The sequence below is a fragment of the Variovorax sp. PvP013 genome (assembly GCF_050435945.1).
In the GTDB taxonomy this organism is placed as follows: Bacteria; Pseudomonadota; Gammaproteobacteria; order Burkholderiales; family Burkholderiaceae_C; genus Variovorax.
The window spans coordinates 557,045-573,947 of record NZ_JBNDLF010000001.1 but is presented as its reverse complement, the minus strand read 5'-3'; the positions used below and the strand labels follow the sequence as shown (position 1 = coordinate 573,947).

The 16,903-nt window shown below is 71.6% G+C and carries 12 protein-coding genes; 3 read left to right on the top strand and 9 right to left on the bottom strand.

The window, feature by feature from the left end:
- Positions 1-148: 148 nt before the first annotated feature.
- Positions 149-1,003: a type I methionyl aminopeptidase gene (gene map / locus ABID77_RS02790; protein ID WP_429590528.1), complete on the top strand. Its 855-nt coding sequence runs from the start codon at positions 149-151 to the stop codon at positions 1,001-1,003.
- A 19-nt stretch (positions 1,004-1,022) separates the two neighbouring features.
- Positions 1,023-3,626: a [protein-PII] uridylyltransferase gene (locus ABID77_RS02785; RefSeq protein WP_429590526.1), complete on the top strand. Its 2,604-nt coding sequence runs from the start codon at positions 1,023-1,025 to the stop codon at positions 3,624-3,626.
- Between the two features lie 18 nt (positions 3,627-3,644).
- On the opposite strand, the gene ABID77_RS02780 is transcribed toward ABID77_RS02785, so the two are convergent.
- The 4 genes from ABID77_RS02780 to ABID77_RS02765 are packed head-to-tail and all read right to left on the bottom strand — an operon-like array spanning position 3,645 to position 8,214.
- The gene (locus tag ABID77_RS02780) at positions 3,645-4,958 is read right to left on the bottom strand and encodes a nucleotide disphospho-sugar-binding domain-containing protein (RefSeq protein WP_429590523.1); all 1,314 of its coding nucleotides are present in this window, start codon (positions 4,956-4,958) and stop codon (positions 3,645-3,647) included.
- A 46-nt stretch (positions 4,959-5,004) separates the two neighbouring features.
- Complete coding sequence (locus ABID77_RS02775) at positions 5,005-6,135, bottom strand: amino acid ABC transporter permease (RefSeq protein ID WP_429590520.1); 1,131 nt, start codon at positions 6,133-6,135, stop codon at positions 5,005-5,007.
- 37 nt (positions 6,136-6,172) lie between these two features.
- Positions 6,173-7,174, bottom strand: coding sequence for an amino acid ABC transporter permease (locus tag ABID77_RS02770; RefSeq protein WP_429590517.1), 1,002 nt, complete (start codon positions 7,172-7,174; stop codon positions 6,173-6,175).
- Positions 7,171-8,214, bottom strand: coding sequence for an amino acid ABC transporter substrate-binding protein (locus ABID77_RS02765; protein WP_429590514.1), 1,044 nt, complete (start codon positions 8,212-8,214; stop codon positions 7,171-7,173). The genes ABID77_RS02770 and ABID77_RS02765 overlap by 4 nt, the downstream gene beginning before the upstream one ends.
- 116 nt (positions 8,215-8,330) lie before the next feature.
- Between ABID77_RS02765 and ABID77_RS02760 the strand changes: the two genes are divergently transcribed.
- A complete protein-coding gene (locus ABID77_RS02760; RefSeq protein ID WP_429590511.1) occupies positions 8,331-8,735 on the top strand; it encodes a DoxX family protein in 405 nt (134 codons plus the stop codon).
- A 10-nt stretch (positions 8,736-8,745) separates the two neighbouring features.
- On the opposite strand, the gene def is transcribed toward ABID77_RS02760, so the two are convergent.
- The 5 genes from def to smc all read right to left on the bottom strand — a co-directional run bounded on the left by def (position 8,746) and on the right by smc (position 16,859).
- Positions 8,746-9,285: a peptide deformylase gene (def, locus tag ABID77_RS02755; protein WP_429590509.1), complete on the bottom strand. Its 540-nt coding sequence runs from the start codon at positions 9,283-9,285 to the stop codon at positions 8,746-8,748.
- 37 nt (positions 9,286-9,322) lie between these two features.
- Positions 9,323-9,847, bottom strand: a complete 525-nt coding sequence (locus ABID77_RS02750; protein WP_429590506.1) for a hypothetical protein — start codon at positions 9,845-9,847, stop codon at positions 9,323-9,325.
- A gap of 50 nt (positions 9,848-9,897) precedes the next feature.
- Positions 9,898-12,018 carry an NAD-dependent DNA ligase LigA gene (ligA, locus tag ABID77_RS02745; protein ID WP_429590503.1) on the bottom strand — a complete coding sequence of 707 codons (2,121 nt, stop codon included), beginning with the start codon at positions 12,016-12,018 and terminating at the stop codon, positions 9,898-9,900.
- Between the two features lie 183 nt (positions 12,019-12,201).
- Positions 12,202-13,326: a cell division protein ZipA C-terminal FtsZ-binding domain-containing protein gene (locus ABID77_RS02740; protein WP_429590500.1), complete on the bottom strand. Its 1,125-nt coding sequence runs from the start codon at positions 13,324-13,326 to the stop codon at positions 12,202-12,204.
- A 14-nt stretch (positions 13,327-13,340) separates the two neighbouring features.
- Complete coding sequence (gene smc / locus ABID77_RS02735; protein WP_429590497.1) at positions 13,341-16,859, bottom strand: chromosome segregation protein SMC; 3,519 nt, start codon at positions 16,857-16,859, stop codon at positions 13,341-13,343.
- Between the last annotated feature and the right edge of the window lie 44 nt (positions 16,860-16,903).

Sequence of the window (16,903 nt, the reverse complement as noted above, 5' to 3'; positions counted from 1 at the left end):
TTGAGGTGGAGAGAAAGGCCGGAGCGCCGGAGCGCCGCTGACTGGGGCGTTCCGTGGCGCGGACGCGCGGATTTTAGGCGATGCGTCGGCGCGGGCATGCGCGAGCGGCGCCTGCCGCCATGGACCCCCGATGGGATAATCCCGCCCCATGAGCATTACCTACAACGACGCTGCGGGCGTGGCCGCGATGCGCATCGCCTGCCGCCTCGCCTCCGAGGTCCTGGACTACCTCACCCCCTTCATCAAGCCCGGCGTGACGACCAACGAGATCGACCGTCTCGCGGCCGAGTACATGGTCGGCCAGGGCACGACCTCCGCCACCCTGGGCTACCAGGGCGCCAGCAGCGTGCCCTATCCGAAGTCGCTGTGCACCTCGCTCAACCACGTCGTGTGCCACGGCATCCCCAACGACAAGCCCCTGAAGAAGGGCGACATCATGAACATCGACGTCACCGTCATCAAGGACGGCTGGTTCGGCGACAACAGCCGCATGTTCATGGTCGGCGACGTCTCGATCGCCGCCAGGCGCCTGTGTACCGTGACCTACGAAGCGATGTGGCACGGCATCCTGCAGGTGCGTCCCGGCAACCGGCTGGGCGACGTCGGCCACGCGATCCAGAAGTACGCCGAGGGTCACGGCTTCACGGTGGTGCGCGAGTTCTGCGGCCACGGCGTCGGCCGCCAGTTCCACGAGGAACCGCAGGTGCTGCACTACGGCCGCCCGGGCACCCTGGAAGAACTGCGCCCCGGCATGATCTTCACCATCGAGCCGATGATCAACGCCGGCCGGCGCGACATCAAGGAAGACGCCAAGGGCGGCCAGTACGACGGCTGGACCATCGTCACGCGCGACCACTCGCTGTCGGCGCAGTGGGAGCATTCCGTGCTGGTGACCGAGACCGGCTACGAGGTGCTGACGCTGTCGGCCGGCAGTCCGCCGCCGCCGGCCTTCGTGCTGGAGGCCGAGGCCCGCGCCCAGGCCTCGGCCGGCGTCGCGGCCTGAGACCGGCGGACATCCCGCCGTGATCGAGGTCGCCAAGGTCGACACCGCCACGCTGCGCGAAAGCTACCGCGCCCGCAAGCTCGCGCTGTTCGACACCCTGCGCCTGTCGCGCGCGCCCACGCGCGCGGTGCATGCCGTGCTGCGCCAGCTCGCCGCGCTGGCCGACGAGACGCTCGTCGCGCTCTGGCAGGAAGCCGGTTTCGGCGGCGTGCCGGCGCTGGTGGCGGTCGGCGGCTTCGGACGCGGCGAGCTGTTCCCCTACTCCGACGTCGACGTGCTCGTGCTGCTGCCGGAGTCGCATGCCGAGTCCGTCGACCCGGCCTGCATCGAGGCCTTCATCGGCCAGTGCTGGGACGCGGGACTGGAGATCGGCTCGAGCGTGCGCACGCTCGGCGAGTGCCTGGCCGAGGCCGCCAAGGACGTCACCGTGCAGACCGCGCTGATCGAGTCGCGCCTGATCACGGGCGACAAGAAGCTCTACACGGCGTTCCGCAAGCGCTTCTTCGCCGAGATCGACCCGCGTGCCTTCTTCGCCTCCAAGTCGCAGGAGATGCGCCACCGCCACCACAAGTACGACGACACGCCCTACGCGCTGGAGCCCAACTGCAAGGAGTCGCCCGGCGGCCTGCGCGACCTGCAGACCATCCTGTGGGTGACCAAGGCGGCGGGCTACGGCAACCGCTGGGAGGACCTGGCGAAGAACGGCCTGGCCACGCCCTTCGAGGTGCGCCAGATCAAGCGCAACGAGGCGCTGCTCAGCCTGATCCGCGCGCGGCTGCACGTGACGGCCAACCGGCGCGAGGACCGCCTGGTGTTCGACCTGCAGACCGCCGTCGCCGCCACCTTCGGCTATGTCGGCGAGTCGCGGCGCAAGGCCAGCGAGGCCCTGATGCGGCGCTACTACTGGGCCGCCAAGGCGGTCACGCAGCTCAACCAGATCCTGCTGCTGAACATCGCCGAGCGGCTGCATCCGCTGCAGGAGGAACCCACGCGCATCAACGAGCGTTTCTTCGAGAAGGCCGGGATGATCGAGGTGGCCAGCGACGACCTCTACCTGAAGGAGCCCCAGGCCATCCTGGAGACCTTCCTGCTCTACCAGAAGACCGCCGGGGTCAAGGGGCTGTCGGCGCGCACGCTGCGCGCGCTCTACAACGCGCGGCCCGTGATGGACAGCCGCTTCCGCAACGACCACGTCAACCACGTCACCTTCATGCGCATGCTGGTGGAGCCGCGCGGCATCACGCACGCCTTTCGGCTGATGAACCAGACCTCGGTGCTCGGGCGCTACCTGCGCGTCTTCCGCAGCATCGTCGGGCAGATGCAGCACGACCTGTTCCACGTCTACACGGTCGACCAGCACATCCTGATGGTGCTGCGCAACATCCGGCGCTTCTTCATCGCCGAGCACGCGCACGAGTACCCGTTCTGCTCGCAGCTGGCCGCCGGCTGGGACAAGCCCTGGGTGCTGTACGTGGCCGCGCTGTTCCACGACATCGCCAAGGGGCGCGGCGGCGACCACTCCACGCTGGGCGCGCGCGACGTCGCCCGCTTCTGCCGCCAGCACGGCATCGAACGCGAGGATTCGAAGCTCATCGAGTTCCTGGTCGCCGAGCACCTGACGATGAGCACCGTGGCGCAGAAGCGCGACCTGAGCGACCCCGAGGTCATCGCCGCCTTCGCCAAGCACGTGGGCAGCGAGCGTTACCTCACGGCACTCTACCTGCTGACCATCGCCGACATCCGCGGCACCTCGCCGCGCGTGTGGAACGCCTGGAAGGGCAAGCTGCTGGAGGACCTCTACCGCGCCACCTCGCGCGTGCTCGGCGGCCACATGCCCGACCCGGACGCCGAGGTCGAGGCGCGCAAGCGCGAGGCGCTGGTCGAACTGGCGCTGCGCGCGATGCCCTTCGATTCGCACAAGGCGCTGTGGGAGACGTTGGACGTGGGCTACTTCATGCGCCACGACGCCTCCGAGATCGCCTGGCACACCAAGCAGCTCTCGCGCCACGTGCGGCTGCGGGCCGCCCCCGTCGACCCGGCCGTGCCGCCGATCGTGCGGGCCCGGCTCTCGCCGATCGGCGAGGGCCTGCAGGTGGTGGTCTACACGCCCGACCAGCAGGACCTGTTCGCGCGCATCTGCGGCTATTTCGAGCAGTCGTCCTTCAGCATCCTCGACGCCAAGGTCCACACCACCAGCACCGGCTGCGCGCTCGACACCTTCCAGGTCGTGACGACCTTCGTGCCGGAGCACTATCGCGACCTCATCAGCATGGTCGAGACCGGGCTGGCGAAGACCCTGGCCGAGGCCGGCGCCCTGCCCGCGCCGGGCAAGGGCCGCGTCTCGCGCCGGGTGCGCAGCTTCCCGATCCAGCCGCGCATCAGCCTGACGCCCGACGACAAGGCCCAGCGCTGGCTGCTCAACATCTCCGCCAGCGACCGCGCCGGCCTGCTCTATTCGGTGGCGCGCATCCTGGCGCAGCACCAGCTGCACCTGCAGTTCGCCAAGGTGACGACCCTGGGCGAGCGGGTGGAGGACACCTTCCTGATCAGCGGCCCGCAGCTGCAGGGCCAGCGGGCGCAGCTGGCGATCGAGCGCGAGCTGATGGACGTGCTGGCGGCCTGAGCGTCCTCGGCCGCCGCCTCAGGCCGGCGGCGTCCGCCGCGCGCTCCTGGCACGCTCGATCGCCCCGCACAGGGCGTCGATGTCCGGCGCCTTTGCGAGCTGGGCGGCCACGGCCGCGCATCGCTCGGCCACCGGACGCGAGGACAGCAGCGCCGCCAGCGCCGATGCCAGGATCGGCCCGGACGCGCGCGCGGCCCCGATCGATCGGCCCACGCCGAGCGCCTCCACCCGGGCGGCGTTGTCGAACTGGTCGTGCGCGAAGGGCACGAGGACCTGCGGGAGGCCCGCGCGCATGGCCTCGGCCGTCGTGCCCACGCCGCCATGGTGGACGATCGCCGCGGCCCGGGCCAGCAGGCCGCGCAAGGGCACGTGCGACTGCCACAGCACGCCCGCCGGCAACGATGCGGGCACCTGTTCGCCGAACGGCGTCAGGAAGACCGCCCGCCGGCCCAGCCGGAGGGTCGCGTCCAGCGCCCGCACGAAGTAGGCCTTCGCGTGCCGGTGTCCCGTCCCCGGCGTGAACACGAGCGGCGCGTCGCCTTCGGCGAGGAAGCGCTCCAGCGCATCGGGCAGCGGCCGTCCGGGCTGCGGCTCATGCAACGGGAACGTCCCAGCGTGCAGGGGCTGCGGCCAGTCCGGCGCGGTCGCCGCGAACCACGGCGGGAACAGGGTCAGGGACAGGTCCGGCACGTCGTGCAGATGCCCGATCAGGTGCGCCACCGGCGCGAGTCCGTGGCGATGCCGTTGCGCGTTGAGGTCGGCCAGGGCGACCGGGTCGACCAGCCCGACGTCGATGCGGCGCCAGATCCAGCGCCGCATGCCGACGGGCATCCAGGCCGGGATGCGCAGCGGTCCGATCGTCAGGGGGTCGTGGACGGTGCGCAGGTTGGCCGGCGCCAGGTACGCGCCGACGACGACCGCGCCGGGATGGGTGGCGCGCGCCAGTCCCGCCGCCGGAAGCAGCAGGGGATGCGCCAGCAGCAGTAGAGAGTCGTCGCACGGCAGGGCCGAGACGAAGGCGGGCACCTCCCGCAGCAGATCGCCGAGCATGCCGCGCCATAGCGTGGCGAACGCCTTGCGCGGATGCCACACGTCCGGATCGTCGACGAGCGCGAGGTGGTCCTCGCGGCGGCCCAGGGGATGGAACACCAGGCCGGCTTCCCGCACCACCTCCTCGTGGACGGCCGTCGTGAGGAACGTGACGCGGTGGCCGCGCCGCCGCAGGGCCACCGCGATGCCGATGAAGGGATGCATGTCGCCGAGCGTTCCGACCGTGAGCACGACGACATGCAGGCTCCCGTCCTGGGCGCCCGCCGACCCGATCGAAGACATCCTGGCGACTCCGCGAGATCTGGGCGGCATGGCGGCGCGACCGTATTCAGCCCGCCGCCAGCCGCCGCTCCAGCCACGCGCTGTAGCGCGACAGCCCGAAGCACATCGCCCAGTACACCCCGGCGATGAACAGATAGCCCTCCAGGTAGAACGGCCGCCAGGTCGGGTCGCCGCCCAGCGCCAGGCCCAACGCGCCGGTCAGCTCGAACAGGCCCACCACCGTCACCAGCGAGGTGTCCTTGAGCGTGCCGACCACCGTGTTGGTCAATGCCGGCACCACCAGCCGCAGCGCCTGCGGCAGCACGATGTCGCGCTGCACCGGCCAGCGGCCGAAGCCCAATGCCATCGCGGCGTCGACCTGCCCGCGCGGCACCGCCTGCAGGCCGCCGCGCACGATCTCGGCCATGTAGGCCGCCACGAACAGCGCCAGCCCGGCCAGCACGCGGATCAGCACGTCGGGCTGCCACCCCGCCGGCCACAGCAGCGGCAGCAGGAAGGACGCCATGAACAGCACCGAGATCAGCGGCACGCCGCGCACCAGTTCGATGTAGGTGGCGCAGAGGGCGCGCGCCGCCGGCCAGCGCGAGCGGCGCCCCAGCGCCAGCAGCAGCGCCAGCGGAAACGCCGCCGCCAGCGCGACCACCGCCAGCCCGATGGTCAGCGGCAGGCCACCCCAGCGATTCGTCGGCACCGGCTCGAGCCCCGCCACGCCGCCGAACATCAGCGCGACGAACAGCGCCAGCGCGCCGATCCACAGCGGCGCCAGCCACCAGCGCCAGCTGCGCGGCCAGGCGCTGAGCAGCGTCACGGCCGACAGCACGACGACCGCCACCGCCGGGCGCCATTGCGCGTCGTACGGATAGCGGCCGAACAGCAGCGGGCGCCACTTCTCGGCGATCACGCCCCAGCAGGCGCCCTGGCCGGGCGCCCGGCAGGCGTCGGCGTCGGGACGGAAGACGGCGCGCAGCACGGCCCAGTCGAACGCGTGCGCGGCGGCCCAGGCGACCACGACCAGCAGGACCACGCTGGCGAGCGCCCGCCAGGGCGTGCCGAACAGCTCCGCGCCCCAGCGGCGGGCCCAGGGCGCGGCCGGCGGCGGCGCCACGGCGCCCGGGCCGACCGGCAGGCCGTCGAGGTCGACGACCTGCGCGGATGCCGACGATGGCAGGACGCTCATCGGGGCCTCCGAGCCAGGACGATCGTCCGGCACACGCTCATCGCCAGCCCCGCAACGCGACGCGCGCGTTGTAGACATTCATGCCCGCCGAGATCGCCAGCGACAGCCCCAGGTACACCGCCATCACGATCGCGATGCACTCGAAGGCGCGCCCGGTCGCGTTGAGCGAGGTGTTGGCCACCGACACCAGCTCCGGATAGCCGACCGCCACGGCCAGCGACGAGTTCTTGGTCAGGCTCAGCAACTGGTTGGTCAGCGAGGGCACGATCAGGCGCAGCGCCTGCGGCAGCACGATCAGGCGCAGTTGCGCGCCGGGCTCCAGTCCCAACGCCTGCGCGGCCAGCTTCTGACCCGGCGCGACCGAGGCGATGCCGGCGCGCACGATCTCGGCCACGAAGGCCGCCGTGTAGAGCGCCAGGCCACCCACCACCGTCAGGTATTCCGGACTCAACGCCGCGCCGCCGACGATGTTGAAGCCGCCCTGCTCGGGCCACTCGAAGCCGCTCGGCCAGAAGGCGCCGGCCTCGCGCACCGGCCACGGCAGCGACAGCCCGCCCTTGCTCAGGAACACGCCCGGCGCCAGCCGGATCGCCTCGGCCGAATCGGGCAGCAGCTGCGTCAGCGCGAAGTACAGCATCAGGATCTGCACCAGCAGCGGCACGTTGCGCACCGTCTGCACGTAGACCGCGCACAGCCCGCGCACCAGCGCGTGCGGCGCCAGCCGGCCGATGCCCAGCAGCGTGCCGAAGACCACCGCCAGCACGGCCGCGGGCAGCGCCGCGCGCACGGTGTTGATCAGCCCGGCGAGGAGAGCGCGCCAGAACGGCTGGCCACCGTCGTAGTCGAGCCAGCCCTCGGAGATCTCGAAGCCGGCCGACTGGGCCAGGAAGTCGAAGCCCGAGCGCACGCCGCGTGCGCGCAGCACGTCGAGCGCGTGCTGCACGACCCAGAACAGGCCGCCGAGCACGGCCGCGACGAGCAGCGCCTGCAGCGCCAGGGCGAGCGCCGCCGAGCGCCGTCCGGGCGCCGCCGCGTTCATTGGACCGGGAGCGCGTAGAGCAGGCCGCCCTTGTTCCAGAGGTTGTTGGCGCCGCGCGGCAGCTTGAGCACCGAGTTCGCGCCGACGTTGCGCTCGAACATCTCGCCGTGGTTGCCCACCGCCTTGATGGCGCGGTAGGACCAGTCCTTGTCCAGCCCCAGCAGCTTGCCGAGGTCGTCGCCGGCGCCCACGAGGCGCTGCTGCGCCGGGTCCTTGCTGCCGGCCTTCAGGGCGTCGATGTTGGCCTGCGTGACGCCGACCTCCTCGGCCTCGATCAATGCGTTGGGCACCCACTTGGCGATGGCGAACCACTCGTCGTCGCCCCGGCGCACCACGGGCGCGAGCGGCGCCTTGGAGATCAGCTCCGGCAGGATGAGGTAGTCGTCGGGGTTGGACGCCTCCTTGTTGCGCAGGCCGGCGAGCCCTGACACGTCGGTCGTGAAGGCCTGGCAGCGGCCGGCGAAGAAGGCCTTGAACGAGGCCTCGAAGCTCTCGAAGACGACCGTCTTGACGGGGATGTTCTGGGCCCGGAAGTAGTCGGCGACGTTCTTCTCGTTGGTGGTGCCGGCCTGGGTGCAGATGGTGGCGTTCTTGAGCTGCTTGGCGCTCGTCACCTTGATCTTCTTCGGCACCAGGAAGCCCTGGCCGTCGTAGTAGTTGATGGTGGTGAAGTGGAAGCCCAGCGAGGCGTCGCGCGTGAGGTTCCAGGTCGTGTTGCGCGCCAGGATGTCGATCTCGCCGGCCTGCAGGGCCGAGAAGCGCTGCTGCGAGTTGAGCGGCACGAACTCGACCTTCTTCGCGTCGCCCAGCACCGCCGCCGCGATGGCGCGGCAGATGTCGACGTCCAGGCCCGACCACTGGCCCTGCGTGTCCGGCGCCGAGAAGCCGGCCACGCCGTTGGTGACGCCGCACTTGACGGCGCCGCGCTGCTTGACGGCGTCCAGGGTCTTGCCGGCGAAGGCCGGAGCGGCGCACAGCACGGCGGCGGCGGCACAAACGGCCGTCAGGACCCGATGGCGGGCGGATGGATGATGGCTCATGGGTGACTTTCTCCTCGCAAAAACGTGCCGTGCAGTTTACGAGGGTGCCCGGGTCCTTGCCGGCGGCGATGGACCACAATCCGGATCCCTTCCCACCTCCCGAAAGGCTCCTTCCCATGACCACTTCCGACGACACCGGCAAGCTCGTGCTGCGCCTGACCCTCGGCATCCTGATCCTCCTGCACGGCATCTCCAAGCTCAGCAACGGCATCGGATCGATCGTGGGCATGGTGACCTCGAACGGCCTGCCCGCCGCGTTCGCCTACGGCGTCTACGTCGGCGAGGTGGTGGCCCCGGCGCTGGTGATCATCGGCTTGCTGACGCGGCCGGCCGCGCTGGTCATCGCGTTCAACATGGGAGTGGCGTTCTGGCTGGCCCATGCCGGCCAGATCGCCACGCTCGGCAAGAGCGGCGGCTGGGCGCTGGAACTGCAGGGCATGTTCCTCTTCGCGGCGATTGCGGTGGCTTTCCTGGGCGCCGGCCGCTTCAGCATCGGCGGGATCGCCGGACGATACAACTGACGCGCGCCGGTCAGTCGTCGTCGGTGGCGTCGAGGCCGGGGAACAGCACCTCGGTGAAACCGAAGCGCATGAAGTCGCGGATGCGCATGGGGTAGAGCGTGCCCAGGAGGTGATCGACCTCGTGCTGGACGACCCGGGCATGGAAGCCGCTCACGGTGCGCTCGATGGGATCGCCATACGGGTCGAAACCGGCATAGTGGATCCTGGAGAACCGAGGCACCACCCCGCGCAGGCCGGGCACCGACAGGCAGCCTTCCCAGCCCTCCTCCTCCTCGTCGCCCACCGACGTGATCACCGGGTTGACCAGCACGGTGCGCGGCACGACCGGCGCCTCGGGATAGCGCGGATTGGGCGCGTCGGTGCCGAAGATCACCACCTGCAGATCGACGCCGATCTGCGGCGCGGCGAGTCCGGCACCATTCACGGCGCGCATGGTGTCGAACATGTCGGCGACCAGCCGATGCAGGGCGTCGGTGTCGAAGGCCTCGACCGGTTGCGCGACGCGCAGCAGCCGCGGGTCGCCCATCTTCAGGATGTCTCGGACGGTCATGTCGATCTGGTTTCGTCGTGCGATTCGCGTCGATGTCTCAAGGGTTCGGATAGAGGCCGGGCGCGAGCTGCTGGGGTGTCGGGTTGCCGGGCCTGGCACTGGGGCCGAAGTTGCCGCCGGACCGGTTCGCAGGAACTGCTGCTCCACCGCCGCCGGCGTTCGGCCAGATGCCCGGTGCGAGCTGCTGAGGTGTCGGATTGCCGGGCATGGCGCGCGGACCGGCGTCGTTTCCGGGCCGACGTCCCTGGTTGGGCCGGCCCGAACGTCCGCCGTCATAACCGGCTCGCGGCGCATAGCCACGTGGGTCACGGTCGTAGTTCGGTCGACCGTAGTACCCCGGCCGACCGTAGTAACCGGGATGGTCGTAATAACCGCCCTGGATGTAGACCGGGGCCGGCACCACCACGGGAGCCGAGCCGTAGTAGGACTGGGAATAGCCACCGTACGACGACGCTCCATAGCCATAGTCCCCATAGGCACCGGGCGCGGCGCAGCCGCCGAGCAGCAGCACTCCGCAGAGTCCGAGGGAGCCGGCGATCCAGCGCGTGTTCTTCATCATCATGGCGTTTCCTTTCGATCCCGTCGGGCGGCGCGGGATGTCCCCGGCGTCCGTCACGGCGTCGCGACGGCGTCCGGTCCCGGACCGTGATCGAGGATGTCGAGCATCCCCTGTTCATCGATCACCGCGACGCCCAACAAGTTCGCCTTTTCGAGCTTGCTGCCGGCTTCCGCGCCGGCGACGACGTAGTCGGTCTTCTTGCTGACCGAGCCCGCGACCTTGGCGCCGGCCGCTTCCAGCTTGTCCTTCGCCTCGTCGCGCGACAGCGTAGGAAGCGTGCCGGTGATGACGAAGGTCTTGCCCGCCAGCGGCCGGGGCGCGCGGACGGCGGGCGCGCCCTCCTCCCAGCGCAGCCCGGCGGCGCGCAGTTGATCGACCACCTCGCGGTTGTGCGGCTGGTCGAAGAAGGCGCGCAGGCTCGTCGCCACGACCGGGCCGACATCGTCGACCTCCAGCAGCTCCGCCTCGCCCGCCGCCATGATCGCGTCGAGGCCGCCGAAGTGCAGCGCGAGGTCCCTCGCCGTGCTCTCGCCGACGTGGCGGATGCCCAGCCCGAACAGGAAGCGCGGCAGCGTCGTGTCCTTGGAGGCCTCCAGCGCCGCGACCAGGTTGGCCGCCGATTTCTCCGCCATGCGCGGCAGCGCAGACAGGGTCTCCGCATCCAGCCGGTAGAGGTCCGGCAGCGTGCGGATGAGGTTCGCGTCGACCAGCTGCTCGACCAGCCTGTCGCCCAGCCCCTCGATGTCGACGGCGCGGCGGGCGGCGAAGTGCAGCACCGCCTCCTTGCGCTGGGCGGCGCAGAACAGGCCGCCGGTGCAGCGGTGGTCGACCTCGCCCTCCGCGCGCAGGGCGTCGGAGCCGCAGACCGGGCAATGGGCGGGCATCGTGAAGACCGTGCCGCGCTCGCCCTCGGGCCGCGCCAGGCTGGCGGGCGCGACGCCGACGACCTCGGGGATCACGTCGCCGGCGCGCCGCACGACCACCGTGTCGCCCACGCGCACGTCCTTGCGGCGCGCTTCCATCTCGTTGTGCAGGGTGGCGTTGGTCACCGTCACACCGCCCACGAACACCGGCGCCAGCTTGGCCACCGGCGTCAGCTTGCCGGTGCGCCCGACCTGCACCTCGATGGCCGCCACCTCGGTCAACTGCTCCTGCGCTGGGTACTTGTGCGCCACGGCCCAGCGCGGTTCGCGCGAGACGAAGCCCAGCCGGCGCTGCAGCGCGACCTCGTCGACCTTGTAGACCACGCCGTCGATGTCGTAGGGCAGCGCGTCGCGCTGGCGACCCATGGCCTCGTGGAAGGCGACCAGCTCGGCCGCGCCGCTCGCGCGCCGCGTCTGCGGCGCGACCGGGAAACCCCAGGCCTTCAGCTGCGCCAGCCAGTCGATCTGCGTCGGGCAGTCCGGCCCGCCCTCCTCCGGCGCCGAGACCTCGCCCAGTCCGTAGGCGAAGAAGCTCAGCCGACGCGACGCCGCGATGGCCGGATCGAGCTGCCGCACGGCGCCGGCCGCCGCGTTGCGCGGATTGACGAAGACCTTCTCGTTCTTCTGGCCGGCCGCGATCTTCTCGCGCTGGCGGTCGTTGAGCGCCTCGAAGTCGTCGCGCCGCATGTAGACCTCGCCGCGCACCTCGACCACCGGCGGCGGCGCGGCGTCGCCGTGCAGGCGCAGCGGGATCTGGCGCAGCGTGCGCAGGTTCTGCGTCACGTCCTCGCCGATCGCGCCGTCGCCGCGCGTGGCCGCCTGCACCAGCACGCCGTCCTCGTAGCGCAGGCTCAGGGCCAGGCCGTCGAACTTGAGTTCGCAGGCGTAGTCGACCGGTGCCGCGTCCTCCGCCAGTCCCAGCTCGCGCCGCACGCGGGCGTCGAAGGCGACGGCGCCGGCGGCGGTGATGTCGGTCTCGGTGCGGATCGACAGCATCGGCACCCGGTGGCGCACCTTGACGAAGCCCGCGAGCACCTGGCCGCCCACGCGCAGCGTCGGCGAATCGGGCGTGCGCAGCTCGGGATGCTCGCTCTCGATGGCCTGCAGGCGCTGGAACAGCCGGTCGTACTCGGCATCGGGCAGCGCCGGCGCGTCGAGCACGTAGTAGAGATGCGCGTTGTGACGCAGCTGCTGGCGCAGCTCGGCGGCCTCGCGCGCCAATGCCGCATCGGCGGGCAGGGATTCGCTCATGATTTCATCGTCGTTACAACTTCTCGTTCATGCAGGCGCATGCCTCGCCCGCGACTCATGCAAACCCGCGCAGCTCGAGGCCAGTGACACCGTGGAACCGGCTTTGCCGGGCCGCCGGTGTCGCCCCCTCGAAGGGGGTGGACGCTGCCACACGCAGTGGGCAAGCCTGGGGGTGAGCTCCATTCAACTGAACAGTCGACGCGCCAGCGGCGATCCGGCGGCGAGGTCGCGCGACTCCAGCGTGTCGTAGAGCTGCTCGAGGTCGGCGCCGATGGCGTCCATGGTCTCCTCGCGCAGCAGCTGGGCGTCGCCGTCGGTGACGACGCCGTCCATCTCCAGCGCCAGGGCGTCGGCGGCCTCGCGCATGCGCTGGAACGCCCGCTCGGCGCGGTCGACCTGCGGCACGTCGAGGCTCAGCGTGAGTTCGCGGATCGCCGACTGGGCCGGGTCGTCGGCCAGCGCGGCCTGGGTGTCGAAGGCCAGCCCGATCACCGGCGGCAGACCGGCCTCGCTCGCCGGCAGCACCATGCGCCCGGGGATGATGCCCGGCAGGAAGCCCAGCCGCGCCGCGTTCTGCTGCACGTAGCCGGGACTCCAGGCGGCGTGGCGGGCGCGCAGCACGAAGCCCAGCTGCGCGTCGTGGGCGCTGGCGAACTGGTCGAGTTCCTTCGCGCGCGCCACCTCGTCGAGCATCTCGGGGAATTCCGGCGATCCGTTGATGCCGTCGGCGAAGGCCTGGGCCTTGACGACGAACTCCGAATACTCGATCTCGTTAAGCGCGCCGGTGCGGTTGGCCAGCTGCACGCCGATCTGGAAGGCGCCGTAGCGCTGGCCGGCGACGGGCGGCTCCCATTCGCCGTTGTGCTCGTTAAGGCCCTCGACGGCCACCGGCTTGCTGCCGGCGCGCCGGGTGGCGGGCATGGCGGCGATGGCGGCGTCGCCGGAGACCAGGCCGTCGAGCGCGATCGGCGCGATGACGTCGATCAGCGGATCGAGCCCGCCGCGGCGCTCGCCCGCGAGCGCGCCGGGCAAGGCGCTGGGCGCGGGCAGGTCGGGGTCGAAGAGCGGTTCGTGGCGCGCGTTGCCCGGCACCGGATGCGGCTGGACGTGCAGCACCGGGCCGTCCTCGCCGTCGATGCGGCCGGCGGCGAGCGCGGCGGCGGAGCGCGCGGCGTCCTCGGCCAGCGCCTCGTCCAGGGCGTCGGGCTGGCGCGGGGTGTTGCGGCGCGACATCCAGGTGTTGTAGGCCACCAGGCCCGCGAGCACGAGCCCGCCGAGGATGGCGAGGGCGAGAGTGAGACTGCTCATGGGATCTGGGACTTTCAGGCTGCTGCGACCATCGACACGGCCGCTTCCATGTCCACCGCCACGATGCGCGAGACGCCCTGCTCCTGCATCGTCACGCCGATGAGCTGCTCGGCCATCTCCATCGCGATCTTGTTGTGGCTGATGAAAAGGAACTGGGTGCTCTGGCTCATGGCGGAAACCAGTTTGGCATAGCGTTCGGTGTTGGCGTCGTCCAGTGGCGCGTCGACCTCGTCGAGCAGGCAGAACGGCGCCGGATTGAGCTGGAAGATGGCGAAGACCAGCGCGATGGCCGTCAGCGCCTTCTCCCCGCCGGAGAGCAGGTGGATGGTCTGGTTCTTCTTGCCCGGCGGCTGCGCGAGCACCTGCACGCCGGCGTCCAGGATCTCGTCGCCGGTCATCACCAGGCGCGCGTTGCCGCCGCCGAAAAGCTCGGGGAACATGCGGCTGAAGTGCTCGTTGACGGTCTTGAAGGTGCCCCCGAGCAGGTCGCGCGTCTCGACGTCGATGCGGCGGATGGCGTCCTCCAGCGTGTCGATGGCCTCGTTCAGGTCGGCCGACTGGGCGTCGAGGAAATCCTTGCGCTCGCGCGCGCTGGCGAGTTCGTCCAGCGCGGCGAGGTTGACGGCGCCGAGCGCGGCGACCTCGCGGTTGAGCCGGTCGATCTCGCCCTGCAGGCCGGCGAGCCGCACCTTGCCGTCCTCGACCGAGCGCGCGACGGCGTCGAGGTCGGCCTGCGCGTCGGCCAGCAGCGCGGCGTACTGCTCGACGCCCAGGCGCGCGGCCTGCTCCTTGAGCTGCAGCTCGGTGATGCGCTGGCGCAGCGGATCGAGCTCGCGCTCCAGCCGCAGGCGGGCCTCGTCGCTCGCGCGCAGCTTCGCCGTCAGGTCGTCGTACTGGCCGCGGATGGCGGCCAGCGCCTGCTCGCGCTCCAGCCGCAGCGCCAGCGCGTCCTGCAGTCCGGCCTGCGCCGTGGCGTCGCTCAGGCGGCCGAGTTCGTCCTCGGCGCGCGCCTGTTCGGCGGCGAGCGCGGCCACCTGCTGCACGGCGGTGTCGATGGCGCGGGCGAGTTCGCCGCGCCGGGCCTCAACGCTGCGGCGCGCGAAGGCGGCCTCCTGGGCCTGACGCTCGAGCCGGCGGTGCTGCTCGCGGCTCGCATCCAGCACGCGGCCGGCCTCGACCACGCGCTCGTCGAGCTGCGCATGGCGCTCCTGGCCGTCGGCGAGCTGCAGGTCGAGCTCCTCGAAGCGGCCCTCGGCGTCGAGGCGACGCTCCTGCAAATCCTCGAGCTGGACGTCGACCTCGCCGATGTCGGCCGCGAGCTGCTCGCCGCGCACGCGGCGCTGCTCGGCGAGCTGGGCCAGGCGCAGGGTCTCGACCTGCAGCGCGTGCGCGCGCGACTGCGTCTCGGCGGCCTCGCGCCGCGCGCCGACCAGGCGCTGCGCCACGTCGGCATAGGCCGCCTCGGCGCGCGAGAGCGCGATGCGCGCCTCGTCGCTGAGGAGGGTCTGCGCACGCACCTGGCGTTCCAGGTTCTCGATCTCCTGCTGGCGCGCCAGCAATCCGGCCTGGGCCGAATCCGGCGCGTAGAACACCACGCCGTGCGCGGTGACGGCGTGGCCGTCGGGCACGTGGATCGTCTCGCCGGGCGCGAGCGTCGCGCGCCGCGCCAGGGCCTCGTCCAGCGTCGGCGCGACGAAGCAGCCGTGCAGCCAGTCGGTCAGCAGGGCCTGCAGGCCGGCGTCGTTCAGGCGCAGCAGTTCCGACAGGCGCCGCAGCGCGCCGTCCGGCGCCACGGCGCCGCCGGCCGCGGGCGGGGTGAAGAAGGCCAGCCGCACCGGCGGCGCGTCGGCGGCGAAGGCGCGCACGAGGTCGAGCCTGGACACCTCCAGCGCGCCCAGCCGCTCGCGCAGGGCCGATTCGAGCGCGTTCTCCCAACCGGGCTCGACGTGCAGGCGGCTCCACAGGCCCTGCAGGCCGTCGAGCCCGTGCCTGGCGAGCCAGGGCGCGAGCTTGCCGTCGGTGCGCACGCGCTCCTGCAGCGCCTTCAAGGCTTCGAGCCGGGCCGAGAACTCGGCGTGGCGCGCGCTCTCGGCGTTGGCGGCCTGCTGGCGCGCGCGGCGTTCGTCGTCGCGCTGCGGGGCCGCGTCCTGCCACTCCTGCAGGCGCGCCTCGGCTTCGGCGGCGGCTTCCTGCAGGGCGGCGAGCTGGTCCTGCAGGTCGACCAGGCGCGCGTCGTCCGGCGCGGCCAGGGCCTGCCGGTCGCCGCGCAGGCGCTCGCCGCGCAGGGTCAGCTGGCGGCGCTGTTCCTCGATGTGGCGCTGCTCGGCCGCCAGCACCTGGATCTGCTGCTGCACCTGCGCCACCGCGGCGCGCTGGGCGTCGGCCTCGGCCTGGGCCCGGCGCCGGGCGTCCTCCAGGCCGGGCAGGCGCGCGTCGTGCTCCTCCAGTTGCGCGGCGAGCAGCTCGGCCTGCTCCTCGGCGTCGACGCCCTGGCCGGCGAGCGCCTCGAGCTCGGCCTCGGCGGCCTCGCGGCGCTCGCTCCATTGGGCGAACTGCGCGCGCAGCTGGACCAGCCGCTGCTCGACGCGCTGGCGGCCCTCGACCACGAAGCGGATCTCGCCCTCCAGCCGGCCGACCTCGGCACCGGCCTCGTACAGCCGGCCCTGCGCCTGGGAGACGGTGTCGCCGGCGGTGTAATGCGCCTGGCGCACGGCCTCCAGATCGGCCTCGACGTGGCGCAGCTCGGCGGTGCGCGCCTCCAGGTCGACAAGCGCGCGGTCGGCTTCGGTCTTGACGCGGGCCTGGTCGGCCTCGCTCTCGACGCGCTTCATGAACCAGAGCTGGTGCTGCTTGCGGCTGGCGTCGGCCGTGAGGGCGTTGTAGCGCTGGGCGACCTCGGCCTGCTTCTCCAGCCGGTCGAGGTTGGCGGCGAGTTCGCGCAGGATGTCCTCGACGCGCGTGAGGTTCTCGCGCGTGTCGGCCAGGCGGTTGCCGGTCTCGCGGCGGCGCTCCTTGTACTTCGACACGCCGGCGGCCTCTTCCAGGAACAGGCGCAGTTCCTCGGGCTTGGACTCGATGATCCGGCTGATCGTGCCCTGGCCGATGATGGCGTAGGCGCGCGGCCCGAGGCCGGTGCCCAGGAACACGTCCTGCACGTCGCGGCGGCGCACCGGCTGGTTGTTGATGTAGTAGCTGCTGGTGCCGTCGCGCGTGAGCACGCGGCGCACGGCGATCTCGGCGAACTGCGCCCACTGGCCGCCCGCGCGATGGTCGGCGTTGTCGAACACCAGCTCGACGCTGGAGCGGCTGGCCTGCTTGCGCGTGGTGGTGCCGTTGAAGATGACGTCCTGCATCGACTCGCCGCGCAGTTCCGACGCCCGCGATTCGCCCAGCACCCAGCGCACCGCGTCCATGATGTTCGACTTGCCGCAGCCGTTGGGCCCGACCACCCCGACGAGCTGTCCCGGCAGCAGGAAATTCGTGGGTTCGGCGAACGATTTGAAGCCCGAGAGCTTGATGGAGTTGAGACGCACGGGAAGTCGTTGGGGCCTGGATCAGCGCCAAGCCATTGATTTGA

Coding starts and splice junctions, on each gene's coding strand:
- map (WP_429590528.1), top strand. CDS start 149: ATGAGCATTACCTACAACGACGCTGCGGGCGTGGCCGCGATGCGCATC.
- ABID77_RS02780 (WP_429590523.1), bottom strand. CDS start 4,958: ATGTCTTCGATCGGGTCGGCGGGCGCCCAGGACGGGAGCCTGCATGTC.
- ABID77_RS02775 (WP_429590520.1), bottom strand. CDS start 6,135: ATGAGCGTCCTGCCATCGTCGGCATCCGCGCAGGTCGTCGACCTCGAC.
- ABID77_RS02770 (WP_429590517.1), bottom strand. CDS start 7,174: ATGAACGCGGCGGCGCCCGGACGGCGCTCGGCGGCGCTCGCCCTGGCG.
- ABID77_RS02765 (WP_429590514.1), bottom strand. CDS start 8,214: ATGAGCCATCATCCATCCGCCCGCCATCGGGTCCTGACGGCCGTTTGT.
- ABID77_RS02760 (WP_429590511.1), top strand. CDS start 8,331: ATGACCACTTCCGACGACACCGGCAAGCTCGTGCTGCGCCTGACCCTC.
- def (WP_429590509.1), bottom strand. CDS start 9,285: ATGACCGTCCGAGACATCCTGAAGATGGGCGACCCGCGGCTGCTGCGC.
- ABID77_RS02750 (WP_429590506.1), bottom strand. CDS start 9,847: ATGATGATGAAGAACACGCGCTGGATCGCCGGCTCCCTCGGACTCTGC.
- ligA (WP_429590503.1), bottom strand. CDS start 12,018: ATGAGCGAATCCCTGCCCGCCGATGCGGCATTGGCGCGCGAGGCCGCC.
- ABID77_RS02740 (WP_429590500.1), bottom strand. CDS start 13,326: ATGAGCAGTCTCACTCTCGCCCTCGCCATCCTCGGCGGGCTCGTGCTC.